Origin of the sequence: Pseudoalteromonas umbrosa (genome assembly GCF_030125375.1) — a bacterium.
Lineage (GTDB): Bacteria > Pseudomonadota > Gammaproteobacteria > Enterobacterales > Alteromonadaceae > Pseudoalteromonas > Pseudoalteromonas umbrosa.
This window is the reverse complement of sequence record NZ_JASJUU010000010.1, coordinates 165,465-181,868: the sequence shown is the minus strand read 5'-3', so window position 1 is coordinate 181,868 and position 16,404 is coordinate 165,465. Positions and strand designations below refer to the sequence as shown.

Genomic DNA, 16,404 nt, shown 5'->3' with positions numbered 1-16,404 from the left:
TTAATTCGTACCCAATTTAATAATTCCTATATCACAGCGAGCGTATGCACATAATTACATTATTGTGTGTCTACTTGGCCAATATTGAACTGTTTGAGTATGTGCTGTGGGTGGGGAATTGATATACTCCATCTACCAATAAGCGTACTCACTGCGTAAAAGGCAAAAATGAAATATAAAGACTTAAGAGAGTTTATCGAGCTGCTAGAAAAGCAAGGTGAACTGGTGCGCGTTAGTCAGCCCATTTCAACTAAGTTAGAGATGACTGAAATCGCTGACCGTACTTTACGAGCTGGCGGACCCGCTATTTTATTTGAAAACCCAGAAGGGTTTGATATCCCTGTGTTAGCTAACCTCTTTGGTACACCGAAGCGCGTTGCCATGGGGATGGGACAAACTGATGTCAACGAATTGCGTGAAGTTGGCAAATTACTGGCATTTTTAAAAGAGCCTGAGCCGCCAAAAGGCATCAAAGAAGCCATTGGCCAGATCCCGGTCTTTAAGCAAGTGCTTAACATGCCTGCGAAAGAAGTGAGAAAAGCACCGTGCCAACAAGTTGTGCTGTCGGGCGATCAAGTCGACTTAACTAAATTACCAATCCAACATTGCTGGCCTGGTGATGCAGCTCCTCTTATCACTTGGGGCTTAACCGTCACAAAAGGCCCGCACAAAAAGCGCCAAAACTTAGGTATTTATCGCCAGCAATTACTTGGTAAAAACAAGATCATCATGCGTTGGCTATCCCACCGCGGCGGTGCACTAGACTTCCAAGAGTGGTGTAAAGAGCACCCTGGTGAGCCTTACCCTGTTTCAGTCGCGCTTGGTGCAGATCCTGCAACCATTCTTGGTGCAGTAACGCCCGTACCAGATACGCTCAGCGAATACGCATTTGCAGGCCTACTTAGAGGTAGCAAAACGGAAGTAGTTAAATCTGTTTCAAATGATTTGCAAGTTCCTGCCAGCGCAGAAATCGTATTAGAAGGCTACATTGAGCAAGGTGAAACCGCACCTGAAGGCCCATACGGTGATCACACTGGCTACTATAATGAAGTAGATGACTTCCCGGTCATGACAGTCACGCATATTACGCACCGAGAAAATCCGATTTATCACAGCACTTACACAGGCCGTCCACCTGATGAACCCGCAATTTTAGGCGTGGCATTAAACGAAGTATTCGTGCCTATTCTACAAAAGCAATTTCCTGAAATTGTGGACTTTTATTTGCCACCAGAAGGCTGTTCATATCGCATGGCCGTGGTGACAATGAAAAAACAATATCCAGGTCATGCTAAGCGCGTGATGATGGGCGTCTGGTCTTTCTTGCGTCAATTTATGTACACAAAATTTGTCATTGTCTGTGATGATGATGTCAATGCTCGAGATTGGAATGACGTTATCTGGGCGATCACCACACGTATGGATCCAGCCAGAGACACTACCATGATCGAGAGCACCCCTATCGATTATCTCGATTTTGCCTCGCCAGTATCTGGGCTTGGGTCAAAAATGGGCATGGATGCAACCAATAAATGGCCAGGAGAAACTGATCGTGAATGGGGCGTGCCCATCGTGATGGATGACGAGGTCAAACAAAAAGTAGACGAGATCTGGGATAGCCTTGGTATTATGGATAAGCCGTAACCGCACACAGCTATATGCACAGGTTGGTTGTGATTGTTTACAAATTGGGGAAACAATCACAGCGGACGATATATCAAAACTGCGACCAAATATGTTACAGTGCGCATACTTTCGCCAAAGTGCTTAATTATTAAGGTTTGAAATGCAAATACTAAAAGCGCGTGTAGAGGCCATTTCTCCTCTCACTGAATTTGTTCATAAAGTGCTCTTAAAGCCACAACATGATGCAGAATTTTCTGCGGGACACTATTTACAACTCGTACTTGGCGAGAAAGATAAACGAGCTTTCTCTATTGCCAGCAGCCCGTCAAGAAAGCAAGAACTTGAACTGCATATTGGTGCATCTGGTGCCGATTCATACGCGATGCAAGCGCTTGATCACCTTAGAGAAGCGCATAGCAACGATGTTGAAGTGGATTTAGAAGTCGGATTGGGTGTCTCTCAAGTTCGCCCTGAGCAATCAAGACCTTTAGTATTGCTAGCAGGCGGTACTGGCTTTTCTTACGTTAAATCAATGGCTGACTACCTCGCTGAAATTAACTATGACCAACCTGTGTTGTTCTACTGGGGTGTGAAAGAAGAATCTGCACTCTATGCAAAAGCAGAAATGGAAGCGTGGGCTAACAGCCAAGCGAATTTCCAATTCATCCCAGTTGTTGAAAATGCATCTGACAATTGGACAGGCCATACTGGCTATGTACACCAAGCCGTGATGAAAGACATCGTATCATTAGAACCATACAGCGTTTATATGGCTGGCCGTTTCGACATGATTGGTATTGTACGTGATGACTTTATCAATCACGGTGCACAGCGCGACTTTATGTTCGCGGATGCATTTGCATTTATCAAGTAATGCACGCTATGCGCGGTTGCCAAACCGCGCATTCAATCTATAAAACCTATCAATACAATATAAATAATCAATTTTAAAAATGATTATCCATCATCCATACTAGCTCTATCACTTAACAGGAGAGCTATCATGGCAAAACAATTTATCTCAGACATCATGTCGGTACAATTTCCAAAAATCACACCCGACACTGACATTACTGATGCGATTACGCAGTTACAGCAATTTGGTTTATTTGGTGCCCCAGTGCAAGACAGTGAAGGCCACCTCGTCGGCTTTATCTCTGAGCAGCAGTTGCTTGCCCCGCTTCTGCAAAGTAGTTATTTCTGTGATGGGAGCAATCAAGTTGCCGAATTAATGAGTAAAGAGACGCTGTCAGTCACTAAGGCAACCACAGTGGTAGATTTAGCCACTCAAATGCAGCAAAACAAACCCAAGATTTACCCGGTACTGGAAGATGATAAAGTGATTGCCATTGTGACACGCAGTCAGGTCATCGCGGCATTGAAAGACAATTATTTAAGCTGCTCAGCGCACTGAGCAGCTTAATGAATTAAGCGTATTTGTTCAAAAGCGCTTGCTTATCCGCATCACTCAAAAATGCAATTTCGATGGCATTGTGTTGTGCTTTTATGATGTCCGACTCGCTCAAGCCAGCTAAAGGCGCTGCTTTTTCAAACTCATTATCAAGCTCTACCCCTTGCACAGCCGGGTCATCGGTATTGATAGTCGCCAAAATACCATGATCTAAGAACTGCTTGAGTGGGTGTGTTTCAATGCTTGCAACTGTGCTAGTTTGTAAGTTGCTGGTTAAGCAAGACTCAATACCAATGCGGTTATCACGTAAATAGTCCATTAGCTTAGGGTCTTCAATGGCCTTTACACCGTGTCCGATACGTGTGGCACCGAGCTCTTGAATAGCCTGCCAAATACTGCTTGCGCCTTTAGCTTCACCAGCATGAATAGTCGAACCAAGGTACGCATCGCGCACTTGCTTAAAGTGCTCAATGAATAGCTCGCCAGGGAAACCGATTTCGTCACCCGCCAAATCAATCGCAACTAAGTCATTTTTAAATGCCAACAGTGCATCTAGCTCGTACTGGCATTTTTCGACACCAAAAGTACGTGACATAATACCGATTAAATTCACTTTAATATCACGCTCGGCACTGGCTGACTTTATACCATCAACAACCGCTTCTACCACACCTTGCGGGTGCAAATTATGTGTTTTTGCCATGTAATATGGGCTGAAGCGCAGTTCTGTGTAATCCATATTTTGCGCAATAGCATCTTCAACATTTTCAACTGCAATACGACGACATGCATCATAATCACCCAGTACCTTCACACCCCAATCTAGCTTGGCTAAAAATGCCATCAAGTTTGGCGCATTATCGAGTACTTGCACATGCGGCCTAAGGCCCTCAACATCGTGTGCTGGCAGCGGCATGTTAAATTTTTGACCGAGGTCTAAAATTGTTTCAGCACGCACATTACCGTCTAAGTGGCGGTGTAAATCAAGTAAAGGTAGTTTGGTATTGATCATAAGGCACTCGGTTTGCAGATAAAATTTTTCAGATCATACGCATCTTAAGTTTAGATACAAGGACAATTATCCGCAAAAACAAACTAAACAGACCTCTGACATTAGACTGCCAAAATGCTGATACGTAATAAAATACAAAAAAGCCAGCGTTGTCGCTGGCTTTTCGTTAATGATGCTGGTCACTCAACAGCAAATAGGCCTTTTCATATTGCCCTGTTTTAGCAAATGCCCTCTGTGCTTGATGCTGCCAGAGTGCTTGCCACGGCTCATTCGATAACATATCGAAGATTTTCGCAGCCAAGCTGTGATCTCCCTCACCATTGGCCAAACATGCCAAGCAAAACAATAAATCGCTTTGCTCTGGCTGTTTTTTCAATTTACTTTGTACCAATTTGCGCAATTCGATATCCGCACCATCTAGGTGCTGTAAAATCTCGGCAAGCTCGCTCACTTGGTCTTTTTTCAAAAGCTTTATCAACTCTTTACGAACTGGCGCCAATTGACCTGTTCGCACACACACAGTGACAAAAGCAGCGTGACTGAGCGCTCTGAGCCCCCGAGGCAATGCGCTTTGCAACGCTTGAAGATCTTTATCTGTGTGCTGGGCAATAGCAGAAAAATAATCATGAAAGAAACTATCCCACTGCGATTCGCTCCAGTGTAACTGCTTGTGACGCTGCATAATTGTCGACTGTAAGGTATCCCAATCTCTCGCTTGTAACAGCGCACTGATATAGGCATGTAATTGCGTCGGCGAGGCTTTTTTCATTTGCGCTTGCGGGGCTAAAGTTTCTAACGCTTGATCCTCTTGCTCAGCTGCTAGCCAAAGCTGACTGACCTTGCTTTGTGCGGGTTCACTGAGTTGCTGTAAATACTCTCTGGCAACCACTTTTTGCCCTGCATGAAGCGCGGCTTTAGCTTGAATTGCACATTGCTGATCGCGCCACTTTTCGGGAAACTCAGCCTTTTGCAGCGCATAGCTTAAACTCTCGTCTTGACCATTGATCAGTGCCCAAACACTTTGCTCAAATGCAGCCTCTTGGCGCGCTATGCGTTTTTTGCTGCGACGCTTAGAAACACCAGCAATCACACGCCATATGGCTTTGCCTATCTTTAATAATATTGCGCCAATAGCGAGTGCCAAACACAGCATAAATACTAATGAAACCAGCGTACTCTCTATGGTATACACGCCCGCTGATACCAAGACATAGCCTTTTTCATCGATCAGTATATGGGCACCTGCCATTACGACGAAAAATAATATGACTACAAATAACCAGCGTATCATTGCAACCACTCCTTCAATGCCTTCGGAGTCGCCAGTTGAGGTGCTTTAACAACTAGATGCTCCGTGCGTTGTAACATTTGTATCTGCTCCAAAACCGTGTTGCTTGCTGACTCATCAGTACGATAGTAACTGGTTAAAGTCACCTGAGCCCCAGATAAAGCTTGGTCAAAAATACTGGCTTGGTTATCTAAGAATGCCGTTTGCGCCTGTTGTAAATAGCTTCGTAGCTGCGCACGTATTAATTGCTGTTCTTGCGCATCTAACAATGGGTCAATCACAGGTTTATCATGCTGCCGAATTGTCAAAAAGTCTGCTTTTATATTGTTCCAACTGCGAACAAGATTAGCCTTCCAGTCACTGATGTCACGACTGAGTTCAGCACTTTCAACAGCGCGCTCTTTAGGTTTATCAATGGTCTTCAAGGGCAGCTTATCAACCTGCGCGATGAGTCCCGCTAATTCCATATACACCGCTTCTGTGCTGGGTTTTGGTAAGGCACGTAACATCGCAATATCTTGGTTAATCGCCAATTTAAGGGGATCTGTTGCCAACTCTTCCGACAGCGCTTCATTCAAGCGCTTGAGTACAATCACCGCCCCTAGATAGTCACGCTCACTGGCCGCTTTGAACTCGGCATAACGCGCCAGTGCACGCAGCTCAGAGCTCACCGCACCACCCACTTGCTGACGAGCTTGTGACAGGGTGTGTTGTAATGTCTGTTGCACTTGTTGTTGCTGCTGCTGTAGCTGTTCAGCCATGGTTTTTTGCTGAGCTTGCCACTGTTTTTGTATATCGTTTAATGCCGCTTGGGTCGCATTTACCTGTGACTGTAGCTGCCCATTTTGCGCTGTCAGCTGCGCTATTTGACCACTTTGTTGGCTTACTTGCTGTTGATGATAAACATAGACAACGCCTGCCGCACCCACCCCAGTCAAAGCGACCAACAAAGCCAGTACCGCTGTTTTGCTCAATTTGGCCGTATTATTTTTTGCATAGGTTTCCACCTGCTGCGGCTCATTCGATGGGATTGAAGCCGACGTTTCTTGCTGTTTTTCCGTCATTGCGCTGCCCTGTTGGGAATTTAAATCACCTATCGTTTGTGTTAACGCCTCTGTACTGGCGCCTTGACTCACCACGATTTGTGTATTGGTTATTTTATACTGTATTTTAAGATGTTGCGCTGTCCGCTCACTGACAACAACAAACATACGGGTTTGCAGCCAAGCTTGATTGGCCGCTTGTTGTGCATTAAAAATCGCATCAACCGCTGCGTTACTGGTGATCACTATACCGTCTATTTTAGAACCTCGCCAGAGGTCTAACCAGTCATCAGCGTGACTTTGCGCTGCTAATCGTTCATATACATTACAGGTACTTACCTTCGCTCCGCGCGACTTAAGTGCTTTTGCAATATGCGTACGACCACCGCGCCCTTTCACTAACACAACCTGTAAATCTTGCACCGACTGAAGTGCAGTTAGCGCGACCAACCCTTCCGAGTCGTGACGCTCGGGTACTTTGGCATGGCGTGATAAATGCGATTTCACCGCATCTGCGGTCTGTGTGCCCACGGCAAAAACTTGGCAAGTAGAAGGCACAGACAAACCATCTGCTTGTATTTGCTGCGCAAAGTTCATTACCGCATCTTGCGAGATAAAAATGAGTATATCGGCGTCGCACGCGCTGAGTAATTGTTGGGGGGATGCTTGAACCGCATTGAGCGTCAGCACTGGTGTGCACAGTGCTGATACATTTAACTTAGCCAACTCAGTGGCAAGCGCGTCTCCTTTTCCTTGCGGCCGAGTGATGGCAAATTTCACATTAAGCGTCTCTATAAACTTCCGCTAAAATACTGTCTGCACCTTGGGCTAACAGGGCTTCTGCCAGCTCAACACCCAGCGCTTCTGCATTGGCAATATCACCGGTTAGCTCTGCTCGAAGGATTTGACTTCCATCCACGGCGCCCACTAAACCACGCAAGTATAACTGGCCTTGCTCCAGCTCAGCATACGCACCTATGGGTACCTGACAGCCCCCTTCTAGGCGTCGATTCATCGCTCTTTCTGCAAGGACTCGTGCTCTCGTTGCTGCATGTTCTAAAGGCGCTAACAACGCTTGGATACGTGTATCATCGCTGCGACATTCAATACCAACCGCACCTTGTCCATTGGCAGGCAGTGACTCTTCAACAGACACAAAACTTGCAATACGCTCTGGCATTTCCAAACGGATCAGGCCTGCAGCAGCCAATATGATTGCGTCATACTCACCAGCATCTAATTTAGCCAAGCGGGTATTCACATTACCACGTAAATCCCTAATCACTAAATCAGGGCGCGCTTCGCGGATCTGACATTGACGACGCAAACTAGAGGTACCCACCACTGCGCCTGCTGGCAATTCACTGATGTGCTGGTATTGATTAGACACGAACGCATCACGCGGATCTTCACGTTCACAAATAGTATGCAGTTCTAACCCGTCTGGAAAGTCCACAGGCACATCTTTCATTGAGTGTACGGCAATATCAGCACGCCCTTCTAACATGGCTTGTTCTAGCTCTTTAACAAACAGACCTTTACCACCAATTTTAGCCAAAGGCGTATCCAAGATTTTGTCGCCTTTGGTCGACATCGGCACTAACTCCACCGTCAGTGTGGGATGAAAGTGTTCTAATCGCGCTTTTACGTATTCTGCTTGCCAAAGTGCTAATGCGCTTTTACGTGTTGCAATGCGCACAGTATTTTTTGTATCTGTCATGTTTTGCCTTGTCGGCTCCTAAGGAGCCTTCGCTAAAATTCGAAATGATTTTTGTGCCAACAGTTGCCCACCTTGGGTGATCACTTCAACGCGCCATTCTCCCGTTTGGCTCGGCATAATATTTTTGCTCGAATACGTTCGGTATCTCGGCGTGCTAACTGGCAACGTAATATCCGCCATCAATTGGTCTTGATGAAACCACAAATGTTGCACCACTTCGCCTTGAAGCCCTTTGATCTCAGTAAAGAAAAATAACTTTTCTTGGAATCTATTCGGTTCAACTAGGTGTTTTAATACGTTAATTGGCTCGCGATTTTCGATGCCTGACGTCAACACCGCACGGCTAATATGGCTCGTGTCTACCTTAGCATTTAAGGCAACGCTCGCCACTTGCGCATCTGCCGAAAATTGCGTTTGAACATTATTTTGAGGTGGCTCAGTCACTGTCTCAACAGGCGTCTGTTGTGGTTTTTCGAGCTCGACTGGAAGCTCCTCAGCAGTAGGCTCTGTCATAATTTGAGCTGTAACTGGTTCAGCGCTCACTACCACATCAAGTTCATCAACAACCGTAGGCATTTGAGCCACTTCACGCACCTCAACGTCTGACACACTAGGCGGAGGAATGATCAATTCATCAGCTGGCAAAGGGGCTGCGCTCGCTGACACCGCGATTTGTGGCTCGGCTTCATCTGCATAAACGGAGGTAAACACACCATATGACAACGCAGTCACACCAAAACTTGCCACACATACCGCAGTGACAATACGCCGCCAATGATATTGATACCCGACGGTTTCAACACGGCGAGGCTGTGGATCAGCCCCTGTCATTTTTGTTTTGATCACTATTCGTTGAGTCATATGTATGTCCTGTTCACTATGACAAGCGTGAGATTAGCCACGCTCGGATCGCTTTAAGCTCTTCGATGCACACTTGGTGCTCCATCGGATAATCCTGCCAGCTAACCTCGTAGCCTTGATTTACTAGAGCATCGTATGCAGTACGCCCAGCTTGCATCGGTACCACTGGATCGTGACTGCCATGTGCCATAAAAATATTTAGCGCAGGTTGTGCCGCCTCTGCACTGAGCTTTTGCGGTGCACACATGTACGTAGACAGTGCCATTACACCAGCCAGTGTATGCGATAGGCGAGGTGCCAAATGTAGACTTATCACGCCGCCTTGTGAGAAACCTGCAAGAATAATTTTATCCGCTGGGATCCCTGCTGCAATTTCTTGTTCTATTAGCTGTGCAACCGCCGCCGCAGACTCTCTTACACCCGTTTCATCTGCACGATTTTCAAGATCCATGCTTTTGATGTCATACCAAGCACGCATTTCCATGCCGCCGTTTACTGTCACAGGCTGCACTGGTGCATGAGGAAAAACAAACCGCACACCCAGTGAATCAGGTAAATCTAACTCAGGTGCTATCGGTAAAAAGCCATTGCCTGAATCGCCTAATCCATGTAACCAGATCACAGTTGCTTTGTGCTGCGCTTTGGCAGCATATTCTACAAATTCTAACATCAGTCGTGTTGCCACTCTATTTTTTGACCCGCTTGGCGTGTTGCTGCGTCGGCCATGAATTGCCAAAACTCAGCGCCCGAGCGGTTATCTATCCATTTATCATCACGTAGTTCAAAGTGATGGCCATTAAACTTAGTTGCTACCCAAACTTGATGCAGTGGTGCTTGCTTATTGATGATGATCTTAGAGCGATCAGCAAAGATGATTTCTAAAATACCGGAAGCAGATTCATAATCTAAATCAGCATCACAATCGTCGATCTGCTCTTCAATTGTTAACATTAACGCTTCGGCTAACTGATGATACTCGTTATCTGTCATGACTAACTCCTTAAATACGGCTAAGCGACAGCCAGCTTTCCCGATACAGGGAATAAATTTCAACCGCAAAAGCTGCTTTTTTCGCGAATTCTGTTACTCTGCGATTATAAAGGCACTGACATCATTAATCTAATGAAAGCGACATACACTCAATTTAGCTTACTTGCCCTAGCATTGACTAGCATCTTAACGTTAACAGCTTGCGGGCAGCGTGGTCCACTGTATTTACCTGAAGACGCAGATAAAAACCGTGACTCGACCGCACAACAAACATCGCAAGAACACAACAACGCTGACGAAAAGGATAAGTAAATGGACTTTTTCCAATATCAAGATAACGAACTGTACGCGGAGCAGGTTGCCGTTAAAGATATTGCCGCGCAATATGGTACGCCGTGCTACGTCTATTCACGCAAAACTTTAGAGCGTCACTATCGTGCATTCACAGATGCCGCAGCAAGTCATAAACATCTAGTATGTTATGCAGTCAAAGCAAATAGTAATCTTGCGGTGCTCAATGTACTGGCCAAAATGGGCGCAGGCTTTGACATTGTTTCCCAAGGTGAACTGGCGCGGGTATTAAAGGCAGGCGGTGATGCTAAAAAAGTGGTGTTTTCTGGTGTAGCAAAAACACCTCAAGAAATTACCTTTGCCCTTGAGCAAGGAATTAAATGCTTTAATGTCGAGTCTAAAGCTGAACTTGAACGCATCTCGGATATTGCCTCGCAAATGAGAGTGCAAGCGCCAGTCTCTATTCGGGTGAACCCAGATATCGATGCCAAAACCCATCCATATATCTCTACTGGGTTGAAAGAGAATAAGTTTGGTATTGATATCAAACAAGCATTTGACGTCTATCAATTGGCCTGTGCGTTACCGGGGATCAAGATCGTTGGAGTAGATTTTCATATCGGCTCTCAACTCACCGAAGTAGAACCGTTTTTAGCAGCATTAGATAAAGTATTAGATTTAATTGATACCTTAAAATCTGCAGGGATCACACTTCACCACTTAGATATTGGCGGTGGACTCGGTGTTCCTTATGATGGTGAAAAGCCTCCTCACCCAAGTGCTTATGCCGCACAAGTCATTGCGCGATTAGAGTCGTATAGTGAGTTGGAACTGATCTTTGAGCCAGGTCGCGCCATCGCTGCCAACGCTGGCCTACTGGTTACTAAAGTTGAGTATTTAAAACCAACAGCCGATAAGCACTTTGCGATTGTTGATGCTGGTATGAACGACATGTTGCGTCCATCACTATATCAAGCTTGGCAAGAAATCATTGCCGTGAGCCCAAGAAATGATGGCACACCAGAGCACCTCTATGATGTCGTAGGTCCTGTGTGTGAAACCGGCGATTTTATCGGCAAAGATAGAAGTTTAGCTATATTGCCGGGAGATTTACTTGCGCAGCGCAGCGCCGGTGCTTATGGCTTTACCATGAGCTCAAATTATAACTCACGCCCCAGAGTGGCAGAAATTATGGTCGATGGGGAGCGCACTCAAGTCGTGCGTGCAAGAGAGTCACTGGAGTCGCTCTGGCAAGGCGAAGCGTTACTTTCAGAATAATAACAGCGATCCTGTATCGCATTCAGCGGCTAAATAGTTAGGTAATATGTTTGTAAATTTTTCAAAAATGCATGGCTTAGGAAACGATTTTGTGGTGATTGATAACGTCACGCAAAACGTTTTTTTGTCGCGCGATCAAATTAAAAAGCTCGCAGATAGACATTTTGGCATTGGCTTCGATCAATTATTACTGGTCGAGCCGCCTTATTCCCCAGATTTAGATTTCCATTATCGCATTTTTAATGCCGATGGCACAGAAGTCGAGCAATGTGGCAACGGTGCGCGCTGTTTTGCCCGCTTTATTAGAATGAAAGGTCTCACCAATAAACACAAGGTGAGTGTCTCGACTAAGGGCGGAGACATTACCTTATATACCGAAAAAGATGGTCAGGTCACCGTCAATATGGGAACACCGCAATTCGCACCACAAGATATTCCATTCAAAGCACAGCAAAGTGAGCTCACTTATGTGCTAAGAGCCAATGAGCACACCATTTTTTGTGGCGCAGTCTCCATGGGTAATCCACACTGTATTATCGAAGTTGATGATATAAATACCGCTGATGTCGATATTTTAGGACCGCTGATAGAACACCATGAGCGCTTCCCAAAACGGACTAATGTTGGCTTTATGCAAATCATTACCCGTGAGCATATCAAGCTTCGAGTATGGGAGCGTGGTGCACAAGAGACTTTAGCGTGCGGCAGCGGAGCATGCGGCGCGGTGGCTGTTGGCATTGCACAAGGCAAGTTAGCCGATACTGTGCGTGTTGATTTACCTGGTGGCACGTTACAAGTGCGCTGGAGTGGCGGTAATAAGCCCGTCAAAATGACAGGCCCTGCAGAACATGTTTTTGATGGACAGGTAGCAATATGAGCAAAAAACCAACAAACTTGTCGACCCAAGATGTGATGACATTTTTACAGAAAAATCCTGACTTTTTGCTTGAGCACCCGTATTTACTGTTAGACATGAACCTGCATGTTCAGCACCAAGGTGCGCCCAATCTCGCCTTGATGCAACAGCGCTTACTTCGCGAGGAAAATACCAAGCTCAAAAAACAAATCAGCACCATGATCGACTCAGCAAGAGAAAATGAACTCATTTTCAAATTGTTTAGTGATTGCCAACGTGCTCTATGGTACTGCAAGAACTTTCAAGAGTTGGCAGATATCCTCGCTGATACCTTATCGCAATCGCCGAAAATTTCCGTGTGTCAGCTGATCCCCTATGACACCACGTTAGAAGAGCTGGTGAGTAGACGTTTTAACAAGTTATCTCGCTATCTGGGGCGGCTAGATTTAGAAGAGCAAAAATTGCTATTCAGTGGCTTTGCCTGTCAATCTGTTGCCCTTTACCTACTTGGTCCAAGTGATAAACCCACCGCAATTTTAGCCTTTGCCAGTGACTGTGCAGACCACTTTTCACCTGACAACGGTAATTTGTTTGTTAATGAACTGGTCTCTTCATTGCAAATACGGCTCAAGGAGCTCGCATGAGCGACATATCGCTCAATGCTCAGTGGCAAACCCCCATTGACGACTTCATGGCCTATTTGCGCTATGAAAAGCAATATTCAGCGCACACGCTAACGCAATATCAAACTCAGTTAAGCTTAGCCGCACAGTTTTTCGCCCCCCACTGCCATGGCTGGTCGAGTGTCAGCAGCGAATTAATTCGACGCTTTTCAATGCAATTACGCGCACAACAATACAACCCTCGCAGCATTAACCTCAAGCTCAGCTGTATTCGTAGCCTTTATAAATTTCTAAAAACTAAGCACGCAGACTCTGATAGTGTGCACGACCCTGCGGCAGCACAAAAAGGTCCGAAGTTTCAAAAACCACTGCCAAAGAACCTCGATGTTGATCAAATGATGCAGCTACTCGATATCGATGATGATGACGCATTAGCTGTTCGTGACAAAGCCATGATGGAACTTATGTATTCAAGTGGCCTGCGTATCAGTGAGTTAGTAAATACAAACTTATACGATATTCGCGACGGAGAGATCCGCGTATTAGGTAAAGGCAATAAAGAGCGTGTGGTGCCTGTTGGCAGTAAAGCCCGTGAAGCCATTGACGCATGGTTAAAACTGCGCCCTATGTTTGCCCATGAAGAAGAGCTTGCTTTATTTGTTAGTAGTCGCAAAACCCGTATTTCTGTCCGCCATGTGCGCGCGCGTATGAAAGAATGGGGCGTAAAACAAGGGATCAGTGCCAACGTGCACCCGCATAAGTTACGCCACTCCTTTGCTAGCCATTTATTAGAATCAAGCGGTGACCTGCGCGGGATACAGGAAATGCTCGGGCACAGCAGCTTGTCTGCCACGCAAGTGTATACGCATGTCGATTTTCAGCATCTTGCCAAGGTGTACGATCAAGCCCACCCAAGAGCCAAGCAAAAAAAGCCTTAACCAAGCGATACCTGATTGGGTTCACTCAGACACTGCTTTTCGCTTACAATAAAAACATTGTTGTCCAACTTAACCGTGCACTATGCGATTTAATCGAGCCATCTCACCAATTAAAGTCTTAAGCTTTGACCTAGACGACACACTTTACAATAACCACCCTATTATTCTCGGTGCAATCAAAGCAATGCACAATTATCTGCAAGCCATCCCTGAATGGGCTGCCAAAGGCGGTGACTATTGGCTTGAGTGCAGACATCATATTGGTGAAACACAACCGCACTTACAAAGTGATGTCACACAATGGAGAAAAGTTGCACTCACATATGGTTTGTCACATTTAAACTTAACAACGGAAGAGATCACACGACATACGCATGGTGCCTATCAGGCATTTGCTGACGCCCGAAGTCAAATCACAGTTGCTGATTCTGTACTGACTCTGTTGGATAACTTAGCCCAAAAATATACCTTAATTGCCATCACCAATGGTAATGTCGAGGTCGACAAGTTTAACTTAGCTGGCGTATTTAAAAAGGTATACTTAGCAGGGCCAGATGGTGAAGCAAAACCAAGCGATGCCCTTTTTCAGCGCGCCTGCCGTGATTTAGGCATAGTGCCTGCACAGATCTTACATATTGGCGATAGTTTAGATACCGATGTACAGGGCGCGAACCATGCTGGCTGTCAAAGCGTATGGTTAAATAATCAAGATACCACCTATGACTACAAGGGCCTTGCGGATATTGAAATTTCAGATATCCACCAGCTTCAAGCGCTGTGTTAAGCGTCAACCACTGTGCTCAAATAATGTTTATCCCCTCAAAAGGTACCTTTATTTGAGCACTGTCAATTCGCAATTAGTCTGCTAAATTTGCATTCGCAGTACAGATAACGTACTAATATTGGCTTTCAAATATAAAAACATAGAATCGGAAGTCATTATGTCATCTAACGAAGCAGCTTCTGCCGAGTCACCAGACAACAAGTTAGACACGGGTTTTTTCGGTCATCCACAAGGCCTCTCAACCCTATTTTTTACTGAAATGTGGGAGCGTATGAGCTACTACGGCATGCGCGCCTTGCTGGTCTTATTTATGACCGCAAGCCTACAAGAAGAAGGCCTTGCCTTCACTGTTGCCACAGCAACCGCGATTTATGGTTTGTATACAGGCGCAGTGTATTTCCTCGGCCTACCCGGCGGTTGGATAGCTGACCGCCTGCTTGGTGGTCAACGAACCGTGTGGTATGGCGGTATTATCATCATGCTCGGGCATATCGTGCTCGCTATTCCAGCTCAAAGTACGTTTTTCATCGGCCTTATTTTAGTAGCCATGGGTACAGGCTTATTAAAGCCCAATATCAGTGCCATGGTCGGCCAACTATACAGCAGTGAAGATGTGCGCCGCGACAGTGGCTACGCCATTTACTACATGGGCATTAATATCGGCTCGGTAATTGGCTACATGGTGTGTGGTTACTTTATGGAAAATGTCGGTTGGCACTGGGCCTTTGGCGCAGCGGCCGTGGGTATGGCAATCGGTCTCGTTCAGTATCGCATGACGCTTGGCAACATTGAAGGTGTCGGTGACAAGCCAAGTCACCCATTAACGCCCGCAGGCAGTAAAAATGCGTGGCTTGCAATCGGCGCTGTTTTGGCAGCAACCGCCGCGATTGTCGCACTGACTTATGCAGGTGTGATCGTTATCGAACCTGTGACGCTTGCACAATATGTTGCTGTTGCCTTTACTGTGATTTTCCTTGGCTATTATGGCTATATTTATTTTGCGGGCGACCTTGATGAGGGTGAAAAGAAAAAGCTGTGGGCACTGTTTTTAGTCTGTGTGGCATCAGCGTGTTTTTGGTCAGGCTTCGAGCAAGCCGGTTCCTCTTTAAACCTATTCGCACAAGACTATACTGACCGAGTGATCGCAGGCTTTACCGTCCCGACAGCCTGGTTCCAATCTTCTAACTCATTCTTCATCATTATTTTATCGCCTTTCTTTGCCGCACTTTGGATTAACCTTGCCAAACGTATGATCACCCCTTCATACAGCCTTAAGTGTGCAATTGGTCTGATCATTATGGCAACAGGGTTTATTGTGATGTTTTTCGCTTCTCAATACGCGGCGCAAGGCTTAAAAGTTGCGCCAATGTGGCTTATTACGACTTACTTCCTGCATACCGTCGGCGAGCTATGTCTAAGTCCTGTGGCATTAAGTGCGGTCAGTAAATTATCACCAAAGCGCTTTGCAGGCCAAATGATGGGGATATTTGTACTGACTTACTCTATCGGTAACATCATTTCAGGATTACTGGCGGGTAACTTTGACCCAGAGCAAGTAGATCAAATTCCAAACCTTTACCTACAGATCAGCTTGTTTGGTATCGGTGTCGGTATCCTTATTTTGCTGTTTAGTTTTAGAGCGAAAATTTGGGAAGGCCAAACGCAGCAACCTACTGCATAACT

At 45.8% G+C, this 16,404-nt stretch carries 17 protein-coding genes; 10 read left to right on the top strand and 7 right to left on the bottom strand.

The annotated features are described in order from the left end of the window. Positions 1 to 168: 168 nt before the first annotated feature. From ubiD to QNM16_RS24780, 3 genes are all read left to right on the top strand, one after another. Entirely contained in the window at positions 169 to 1,644 is a 1,476-nt protein-coding gene (ubiD, locus tag QNM16_RS24790) for a 4-hydroxy-3-polyprenylbenzoate decarboxylase (protein WP_063360901.1), read from the top strand. 142 nt (positions 1,645 to 1,786) lie between these two features. Beyond that, positions 1,787 to 2,500 (top strand): NAD(P)H-flavin reductase, encoded by a 714-nt coding sequence (fre, locus tag QNM16_RS24785; protein ID WP_063360900.1) that lies wholly within the window; start codon positions 1,787 to 1,789, stop codon positions 2,498 to 2,500. A gap of 129 nt (positions 2,501 to 2,629) precedes the next feature. Further along, positions 2,630 to 3,040, top strand: a complete 411-nt coding sequence (locus QNM16_RS24780; RefSeq protein ID WP_284022899.1) for a CBS domain-containing protein — start codon at positions 2,630 to 2,632, stop codon at positions 3,038 to 3,040. Positions 3,041 to 3,053: 13 nt separating this feature from the next. Here the strand turns inward: QNM16_RS24780 and add are convergent, their stop codons facing one another. The 7 genes from add to cyaY all read right to left on the bottom strand — a co-directional run bounded on the left by add (position 3,054) and on the right by cyaY (position 9,951). Further along, positions 3,054 to 4,049 (bottom strand): adenosine deaminase, encoded by a 996-nt coding sequence (gene add / locus QNM16_RS24775; RefSeq protein ID WP_284022898.1) that lies wholly within the window; start codon positions 4,047 to 4,049, stop codon positions 3,054 to 3,056. A 166-nt stretch (positions 4,050 to 4,215) separates the two neighbouring features. Beyond that, on the bottom strand, positions 4,216 to 5,340 hold the full coding sequence (locus tag QNM16_RS24770) for a heme biosynthesis HemY N-terminal domain-containing protein (RefSeq protein ID WP_284022897.1): 1,125 nt from the start codon (positions 5,338 to 5,340) through the stop codon (positions 4,216 to 4,218). Next, on the bottom strand, positions 5,337 to 7,160 hold the full coding sequence (locus tag QNM16_RS24765) for a uroporphyrinogen-III synthase (RefSeq protein WP_284022896.1): 1,824 nt from the start codon (positions 7,158 to 7,160) through the stop codon (positions 5,337 to 5,339). The genes QNM16_RS24770 and QNM16_RS24765 overlap by 4 nt, the downstream gene beginning before the upstream one ends. Position 7,161: 1 nt before the next feature. Next, positions 7,162 to 8,100 carry a hydroxymethylbilane synthase gene (gene hemC, locus QNM16_RS24760; RefSeq protein ID WP_284022895.1) on the bottom strand — a complete coding sequence of 313 codons (939 nt, stop codon included), beginning with the start codon at positions 8,098 to 8,100 and terminating at the stop codon, positions 7,162 to 7,164. Positions 8,101 to 8,118: 18 nt separating this feature from the next. Further along, positions 8,119 to 8,961, bottom strand: coding sequence for a DUF2914 domain-containing protein (locus tag QNM16_RS24755; protein ID WP_284022894.1), 843 nt, complete (start codon positions 8,959 to 8,961; stop codon positions 8,119 to 8,121). Between the two features lie 16 nt (positions 8,962 to 8,977). Beyond that, positions 8,978 to 9,631 (bottom strand): alpha/beta hydrolase, encoded by a 654-nt coding sequence (locus QNM16_RS24750; RefSeq protein ID WP_284022893.1) that lies wholly within the window; start codon positions 9,629 to 9,631, stop codon positions 8,978 to 8,980. Then, positions 9,631 to 9,951: an iron donor protein CyaY gene (gene cyaY, locus QNM16_RS24745; RefSeq protein WP_046354930.1), complete on the bottom strand. Its 321-nt coding sequence runs from the start codon at positions 9,949 to 9,951 to the stop codon at positions 9,631 to 9,633. The genes QNM16_RS24750 and cyaY overlap by 1 nt, the downstream gene beginning before the upstream one ends. Positions 9,952 to 10,083: 132 nt before the next feature. Here cyaY and lptM point away from each other — a divergent pair, with 132 nt between their 5' ends. The 7 genes from lptM (at position 10,084) to QNM16_RS24710 (ending at position 16,402) form a co-directional block, all read left to right on the top strand. Continuing rightward, on the top strand, positions 10,084 to 10,263 hold the full coding sequence (gene lptM, locus QNM16_RS24740; RefSeq protein WP_284022892.1) for an LPS translocon maturation chaperone LptM: 180 nt from the start codon (positions 10,084 to 10,086) through the stop codon (positions 10,261 to 10,263). Beyond that, positions 10,264 to 11,520, top strand: coding sequence for a diaminopimelate decarboxylase (gene lysA / locus QNM16_RS24735; protein WP_284022891.1), 1,257 nt, complete (start codon positions 10,264 to 10,266; stop codon positions 11,518 to 11,520). 46 nt (positions 11,521 to 11,566) lie between these two features. Further along, a complete protein-coding gene (gene dapF / locus QNM16_RS24730) occupies positions 11,567 to 12,397 on the top strand; it encodes a diaminopimelate epimerase (RefSeq protein WP_284022890.1) in 831 nt (276 codons plus the stop codon). After that, a complete protein-coding gene (locus tag QNM16_RS24725; protein WP_284022889.1) occupies positions 12,394 to 13,020 on the top strand; it encodes a DUF484 family protein in 627 nt (208 codons plus the stop codon). The genes dapF and QNM16_RS24725 overlap by 4 nt, the downstream gene beginning before the upstream one ends. After that, entirely contained in the window at positions 13,017 to 13,937 is a 921-nt protein-coding gene (locus tag QNM16_RS24720; RefSeq protein ID WP_284022888.1) for a tyrosine recombinase XerC, read from the top strand. Before QNM16_RS24725 ends, QNM16_RS24720 begins: the two co-directional genes overlap by 4 nt. Positions 13,938 to 14,019: 82 nt before the next feature. Continuing rightward, positions 14,020 to 14,721, top strand: a complete 702-nt coding sequence (locus tag QNM16_RS24715; RefSeq protein ID WP_284022887.1) for an HAD-IA family hydrolase — start codon at positions 14,020 to 14,022, stop codon at positions 14,719 to 14,721. Positions 14,722 to 14,878: 157 nt separating this feature from the next. Continuing rightward, positions 14,879 to 16,402, top strand: coding sequence for a peptide MFS transporter (locus QNM16_RS24710; RefSeq protein WP_284022886.1), 1,524 nt, complete (start codon positions 14,879 to 14,881; stop codon positions 16,400 to 16,402). Positions 16,403 to 16,404: the final 2 nt, after the last annotated feature.

Bases quoted from the DNA above. Each gene is read 5' to 3' on its own strand.
- cyaY (WP_046354930.1), bottom strand. From the start codon at position 9,951: ATGACAGATAACGAGTATCATCAGTTAGCCGAAGCGTTAATGTTAACA.
- fre (WP_063360900.1), top strand. From the start codon at position 1,787: ATGCAAATACTAAAAGCGCGTGTAGAGGCCATTTCTCCTCTCACTGAA.
- QNM16_RS24710 (WP_284022886.1), top strand. From the start codon at position 14,879: ATGTCATCTAACGAAGCAGCTTCTGCCGAGTCACCAGACAACAAGTTA.
- lysA (WP_284022891.1), top strand. From the start codon at position 10,264: ATGGACTTTTTCCAATATCAAGATAACGAACTGTACGCGGAGCAGGTT.
- QNM16_RS24750 (WP_284022893.1), bottom strand. From the start codon at position 9,631: ATGTTAGAATTTGTAGAATATGCTGCCAAAGCGCAGCACAAAGCAACT.
- QNM16_RS24770 (WP_284022897.1), bottom strand. From the start codon at position 5,340: ATGATACGCTGGTTATTTGTAGTCATATTATTTTTCGTCGTAATGGCA.
- QNM16_RS24725 (WP_284022889.1), top strand. From the start codon at position 12,394: ATGAGCAAAAAACCAACAAACTTGTCGACCCAAGATGTGATGACATTT.
- hemC (WP_284022895.1), bottom strand. From the start codon at position 8,100: ATGACAGATACAAAAAATACTGTGCGCATTGCAACACGTAAAAGCGCA.
- dapF (WP_284022890.1), top strand. From the start codon at position 11,567: ATGTTTGTAAATTTTTCAAAAATGCATGGCTTAGGAAACGATTTTGTG.
- QNM16_RS24780 (WP_284022899.1), top strand. From the start codon at position 2,630: ATGGCAAAACAATTTATCTCAGACATCATGTCGGTACAATTTCCAAAA.
- QNM16_RS24755 (WP_284022894.1), bottom strand. From the start codon at position 8,961: ATGACTCAACGAATAGTGATCAAAACAAAAATGACAGGGGCTGATCCA.
- QNM16_RS24715 (WP_284022887.1), top strand. From the start codon at position 14,020: ATGCGATTTAATCGAGCCATCTCACCAATTAAAGTCTTAAGCTTTGAC.
- lptM (WP_284022892.1), top strand. From the start codon at position 10,084: ATGAAAGCGACATACACTCAATTTAGCTTACTTGCCCTAGCATTGACT.
- QNM16_RS24720 (WP_284022888.1), top strand. From the start codon at position 13,017: ATGAGCGACATATCGCTCAATGCTCAGTGGCAAACCCCCATTGACGAC.
- add (WP_284022898.1), bottom strand. From the start codon at position 4,049: ATGATCAATACCAAACTACCTTTACTTGATTTACACCGCCACTTAGAC.
- ubiD (WP_063360901.1), top strand. From the start codon at position 169: ATGAAATATAAAGACTTAAGAGAGTTTATCGAGCTGCTAGAAAAGCAA.